Origin of the sequence: Kitasatospora sp. NPDC059577, from assembly GCF_042735475.1 — a bacterium.
Classification (GTDB): domain Bacteria; phylum Actinomycetota; class Actinomycetes; order Streptomycetales; family Streptomycetaceae; genus Kitasatospora.
The window spans coordinates 7,157-12,922 of the sequence record NZ_JBHWBZ010000086.1 but is presented as its reverse complement, the minus strand read 5'-3'; the positions used below and the strand labels follow the sequence as shown (position 1 = coordinate 12,922).

At 71.4% G+C, this 5,766-nt stretch carries 5 protein-coding genes; 1 reads left to right on the top strand and 4 read right to left on the bottom strand.

The window, feature by feature from the left end:
- Positions 1-128 precede the first annotated feature (128 nt).
- From ACFV0O_RS38480 to ACFV0O_RS38465, 4 genes are read right to left on the bottom strand one after another with little or no spacing between them, the layout of a single operon-like run.
- On the bottom strand, positions 129-1,235 hold the full coding sequence (locus ACFV0O_RS38480) for an ROK family glucokinase (RefSeq protein WP_380349007.1): 1,107 nt from the start codon (positions 1,233-1,235) through the stop codon (positions 129-131).
- The gene (locus ACFV0O_RS38475; protein ID WP_380349005.1) at positions 1,232-2,062 is read right to left on the bottom strand and encodes an ATP-binding cassette domain-containing protein; all 831 of its coding nucleotides are present in this window, start codon (positions 2,060-2,062) and stop codon (positions 1,232-1,234) included. The genes ACFV0O_RS38480 and ACFV0O_RS38475 overlap by 4 nt, the downstream gene beginning before the upstream one ends.
- Entirely contained in the window at positions 2,059-3,105 is a 1,047-nt protein-coding gene (locus ACFV0O_RS38470) for an ABC transporter permease (RefSeq protein ID WP_380349003.1), read from the bottom strand. The genes ACFV0O_RS38475 and ACFV0O_RS38470 overlap by 4 nt, the downstream gene beginning before the upstream one ends.
- Positions 3,102-4,121 carry a sugar ABC transporter substrate-binding protein gene (locus tag ACFV0O_RS38465; protein ID WP_380349002.1) on the bottom strand — a complete coding sequence of 340 codons (1,020 nt, stop codon included), beginning with the start codon at positions 4,119-4,121 and terminating at the stop codon, positions 3,102-3,104. The genes ACFV0O_RS38470 and ACFV0O_RS38465 overlap by 4 nt, the downstream gene beginning before the upstream one ends.
- 311 nt (positions 4,122-4,432) lie before the next feature.
- Between ACFV0O_RS38465 and ACFV0O_RS38460 the strand changes: the two genes are divergently transcribed.
- The gene (locus ACFV0O_RS38460) at positions 4,433-5,554 is read left to right on the top strand and encodes an alpha/beta hydrolase (protein WP_380349000.1); all 1,122 of its coding nucleotides are present in this window, start codon (positions 4,433-4,435) and stop codon (positions 5,552-5,554) included.
- Positions 5,555-5,766 lie beyond the last annotated feature (212 nt).

The following is a 5,766-nucleotide window of genomic DNA, read 5'->3' as shown; positions in this document are numbered from 1 at the left end:
ATTTTGTGTGTTGCCCCTGGTATTTTTTTTTCTCTCCTGATTATAGACGCGGGTTGTTCATCCCGACCCCCCCGCCCCCGCGCGCGGCCCCCCCCCCCCCCCCCGCCCCGTGATCCCCCGTTCCCGCCCTACAGGGCGCTGCGCTCCACCCGGCGGCGCTTGATGGTGCGGAAGCGCCGGGCCACCTGGCGGGCGAGGTCGGCCGCGCCGACCAGACCGGCGTCGTTGCCGAGGGCGGCGTGCACGATGGCGGCCTCGGGGCGGAAGCCGCGGCCGGTGAGGGTGCGGCGGAAGGTGTCCCGAGCCGGTCCGAGCAGCAGGTCGCCGGCCTCCGAGACGCCGCCGCCGATGACGAAGCGGCCCGGGTCCAGCCCGGCGGCCAGGTTGGCGATGCCGACGCCCAGCCAGGTGCCGACCTCGTAGAGCAGCTCGATGGCGGTCGGGTCGCCCTCCTGGGCGGCCTCGGTGACCAGCGGGCCGGTGATGCCCTCGACCGTCCCGCCCGCCCGCGCCAGCAGCGGCTGCACCACCGGGGACTCCTCGGCGACCAGCTCGCGCGCGTCGCGCACCAGCGCGTTGCCCGAGGAGTACTGCTCCCAGCAGCCGCGGTTGCCGCACGGGCAGCGGTGCCCGCCGGGCAGCACCTGCATGTGCCCGAACTCGCCCGCCAGCCCGTACTTGCCGCGGTCGACGTAGCCGTCCCGGACCACGGCGCCGCCGATGCCGGTGCCCAGGGTGAGCATCACCATGTGGTCCTCGCCCCGCCCGGCGCCGAAGCGCCACTCGGCCCAGGCGGCCGCGTTGGCGTCGTTCTCCACGATCACCGGGAACCGCAGCCGCTCGCTGAGCGCCTGCTGGAGGGGTTCGTTGCGCCAGTTGAGGTGCGGGGCGAACAGCACCCGGGAGCGTTCGGCGTCGACCCAGCCGGCCGCGCCGATGCCGACCGCGTGGACGTCGTGCCGGTCGGAGAGCTGCAGCACCAGCTCGACGATGACGTCCTCGACGACCCTGGGGCTCTTGCTCTTGTCCGGTGTGTCGGTGCGCAGCTTCTCCAGCACCTTGCCCTCGCCGTCCACCACTCCGGCGACCACCTTGGTGCCGCCGATGTCGACGCCGATGGTGGGCAGTCGCAGTATCCCCGCGGGCAGGGCCCGGCGGCGGCGCTCGGCGCGCGGGCCGAGGCCGAGCAGGGTGGGCAGGACGGGCGGCCGGGTGGTGCCTTGAGGGCTGGTCACGGCTGCGGACGCTCCTCACGGGAGTCGGGAAGGGAGGGACGGGCCAGCTCGTGCGAGAGTTCGGCGAGGTCGGAGCCGCCGGCCATCTCGGTGGTGAGCTGTTCCAGGCTGATCTCGGCGCGGGGGTGGCTGCCCGCCATCCGGCCGCGCTTGAGCAGGGTGAAGTGGTCGCCGACCAGGTACGCGTGGTGCGGGTTGTGGGTGATCAGCACGACCCCGAGGCCGGCGTCGCGGGCGGCGGTGACGTACTTCAGCACCACCCCGGACTGCTTGACGCCGAGCGCGGCGGTGGGCTCGTCCAGGACGAGCACCTTGGCGCCGAAGTGCACCGCGCGGGCGATCGCCACGCACTGGCGCTGGCCGCCGGAGAGGGTGCCGATCGGCCGGTCGACGTCGTGCAGGTCGATGCCCATCTCGGCGAGCGCCGCCCGGGTGGTGGCGCGCATGCCGTCGGCGTCCAGGCGCAGCCCGCCCCAGCGGCGCGTACCGCGCTCGGAGCCGAGGAAGAAGTTGCGCCAGACCGGCATCAGCGGGACGACGGCGAGGTCCTGGTAGACGGTGGCGATGCCGCGGTCCAGGGCCTGGCGCGGGGAGTCGAAGCGGACCTCCTCGCCGCCGACGGCGTAGGTGCCCTCGTCGTGCCGGTGCAGCCCGGCGATGATCTTGATCAGGGTGGACTTGCCGGCCCCGTTGTCGCCGAGCACGCAGCTGATCTCGCCGGCCCGCAGGGTCAGCGAGACGTCCCGCAGCGCCCGGACGGTGCCGTAGCTCTTGCCGACCCCGTCGAGGGAGAGCAGTTCGTCGTTCATCTCGGCTCCGGTGCTCATCGCGGCCCCCGTTCGGCCCGGCGCTTGACGTAGGCGTTCAGCAGGGCGGCCATCAGCAGCATCGCGCCGAGGAAGAACTTGAACCAGTCCGGGTTCCACTGGGCGTAGATGATGCCCTTGCTGGCCATGCCGAAGATCAGCGCGCCGAGCGCGGAGCCGACCACCGAGCCGTAGCCGCCGGTGATCAGGCAGCCGCCGATGACGGCCGCGACGATGTAGATCAGCTCGTTGCCGACGCCCTCGCCGGACTGCACGGTGTCGAAGGAGAACAGCAGGTGCTGGCCGAGCACCCAGGCGCCGAAGCCGACGCCCAGGTAGAGCACGGTCTTGGTCCGGGCGACCGGCACGCCGACCGCGCGGGCGGCGTCCGCGTCGCCGCCGACGGCGAAGATCCAGTTGCCGAAGCGGGTGCGCAGCAGCACCCAGCTGCCGACCACCAGCAGGCCGAGCCACCACCAGACGGTCGCCTTGATCGTCAGCCCGCCGATGGTGACCTCGGAGGCGAACAGCCGGCGGCAGGACTCGAAGCCCTCCATGTCGGCGATCGACTTGGTGGAGACGGTGCCGGAGATCGCCTTGGTGAGGCCCAGGTTGGCGCCGGTCAGCATCAGGAAGGTGCCGAGGGTGACGATGAAGCTGGGGAGCCTGGTCCGGCCGAGCATCCAGCCGTTGAACCAGCCGATCGCCAGCGTGGTCGCGAGCGAGACCACCACGCCGACCCAGGTCACCGCGGTGAACTGGTAGGAGACCATCGAGGAGGTCAGCGCGGCGGTGGTGACCAGCACGCCGGCCGAGAGGTCGAACTCGCCGCCGATCATTAGCAGCGAGACCGGCACCGCCATGATCCCGATGGTGGACGCCGCGTAGAGCACGGTGCCCAACGAGCCGACCCGCAGGAACGGCCCGGCGACGGTGGCGAAGACCAGGAACACCGCGACGGCGGCGATCAGCGAGCCCAGCTCCGGGCGGGCCAGGATCCGCCGCAGGGCCGCCGGGCGGTCCTGCGCGAGGCCGTCCTGGGCGAGGAGGTCCTGACCGCTCACCGGGTCCCCCTCGCCACGTACTCGGCGAGCGCGTCGGCGTTGTCCTTGGTCAGGATCTGCGGGCCGGTCTCGACCGGCTTGCCGCCGCCGAGCATGTCCAGGTTGGACTTGTAGAGCCAGAGCAGGTCGACGCCCTCGTAGCCCTGCAGGTAGGGCTGCTGGTCGACGGCGAAGCCGACGCTGCCGGACTTGAGCCCGGCCACCACCTGCGGGCCCAGGTCGAAGGTGTCCAACTCGACGGAGCGGCGGGCGTCCTGGACGGCCTGCAGCCCGGTGGCGGCCATCGCGCCGGAGAGGGTGAGCACGGTGTCGATGGCCGGGTCGGCCTGGAGCTTGGCGGAGATCGCGGCGCGGGCGTCGGGCATGTCGACGCCGTTGACGTAGAGCACCTGGAAGGATCCGCCGGACTTGGCCTGGGCACCGGAGCAGCGCTGTTCCTGGCCGACGTTGCCCTGCTCGTGGATGACGCAGAGCACGTTCTTGCGGCCGCGGGCGGCCAGCTCGGTGCCGGCCGCCTGGCCGGCGGTGGACTCGTCCTGTCCGATGTGGGTGAGCGCGCCGAACTTCTGCGAGTACTCCTGGCCCGAGTTGATGGTGATCACGGGGATGCCGGCCGCCTTGGCCTTCGCCAGGACGTCGGCCATCGCGTCGCCCTTGGCGAGGGTGACCAGCAGGCCGTCCACCTTCTGGTCGATGGCGGCCTGGACGAGCTGGACCTGGTTCTGGGTCTGCGCGTCGTTGGAGTACAGGAAGGTGATGTTGTCCTTGGCGGCGGCCTGCTCGGCACCCTTGCGCACGGTGTCCCAGAACGCGTCGCCCGCACCGGAGTGGGTCACCATGGCGACCTTCCAGCGCGGGGTGGTGACGGCGCTGCCGCCGGCGGCCGCGGCCTTGGCGCGCGCCTCCTCGGCGCGTCTGCCTCCGGTGCTGCTGCATCCGGCGGCGGTGACCGCGAGGGCCAGGACGGCGCACACGGGCCAGAGGCGTGGGGACGGGCGAAAGCGGGTGATGCTCATCCCCATAGTCTCCCTGGCCGGGTTCTACGCGTTCGCACCGCCTCGCCCGGCGGCGCGAACGCCCTGGGAGGTAAGGTTCCGCGGGGGACCTTTCCTGGAAGTTCGCTGAACATCTGGTCCGGACGGCCATCGTCCGGGTGACAGACTAGGCGCCGGTCCGAAGGGGGTTCATCACCGGAAAGTGATGTTCCTCTCAGGTTCCGCACAGAATCGGACGGCAACCGATCATCGGTCGTCGGCCGTCTGATGACATTGACGTGCGTTCGGGCGACTGGGGCCCGGGCGGCGAGCGACCCGGATACGAGAACGCGATGGAACTGACAGGTACGCCATTCTTCCTCCTCACCGTCCTTCTTGTGCCGGTGTCCATCACCGTGGCGTTGCTGTTCTGGGGGAAGGTCGGCGGCCCCGAGCCGGTGAAGGTCCTCTCCCGGATCGTCATGATCATGTTCTGCCAGGTCACGGCCGTCCTGATGGTCTTCGTGATGGTCAACAACGCCAACCTGATCTACGGCAACTGGGACGACCTGCTCGGCACCGGCAACCACGTCCGGGCGGTGCCCCCGGTGCCGCCGTCGGACCAGGCCGCCGGGAGCGGTGACGCCGCCAAGGAACACCCCAAGGTCAAGCAGAGCTTCGGCGGCGTGAACGACCCGCTGGTCCCGGGCGACGTGCAGAAGACCGAGCTCAAGGGTCAGCTCTCCGGCGTCGACGGCGAGGTCCTGGTCTGGCTGCCGCCGCAGTACAACGACCCGGCGTACAAGGACAAGAAGTTCCCCGTGGTCGAGCTGATCCCCGGTTTCCCCGGCTCCTCCTCCACCTGGTACGGCACGCTCAAGGTCTCCGAGCAGCTCAAGCCGCTGATGCAGCAGGGCAAGGTGGCGCCGTTCATCCTGGTCTCGCCGCGCACCGTGCTGCTCGGCAACAGCCAGGACGCCGGCTGCACCGACATCCCCGGCAAGATCAACGCCGACGCCTGGATCACCCGCGACGTCCCGCAGATGGTGCTGGACAACTTCCGCGCCGACCCGTCCTCGGACCGCTGGGCCATCGCCGGCTACTCGGCCGGCGCGCACTGCGCGGCCAAGCTGTCGCTGGCCCACCCCAACCGGTACCGGGCCGCCATCGCGATGTCCGGCTACAACGACCCGGCGAACGAGAAGGACTCGCTGGTCGGCAAGGACCCGAAGCTGCGCGAGGCCAACAACCCGGTCAACATCCTCAAGGCCGCCCAGCAGCCGCCGAAGGTCGCCATGCTGATCAGCGCCTCCAAGGGCGACGGCTTCGAGGACGGCGAGGCGATCCGCGCCGCCGCCAAGGCCCCGACCACCGTCCAGGTGGAGGAGGGCACCGGCCCGCACACCACCGAGCAGTGGAAGAAGATGGTGCCGGGTGCCTTCACCTGGCTGACCTCGATCATCCCCGCCCAGTAACGGGACCACCGCACGACCGCACGCACGAGGGCCCGCCGCGCCCCCCCCCGGGGGCGGGGTGGGGGGCCCGCGGGCTCTCGGGGGGGGGCAGCGCGGGGCCGACAATCATCGGGGCGGGGGGGGGGGGGGTGACCGCTTTGGGGTGGGCGTCGCCGACCGTGGTGCCGCGCCGGATGACGCTGATCGCGTCCGCGACCGCCAGCACCTCGTGC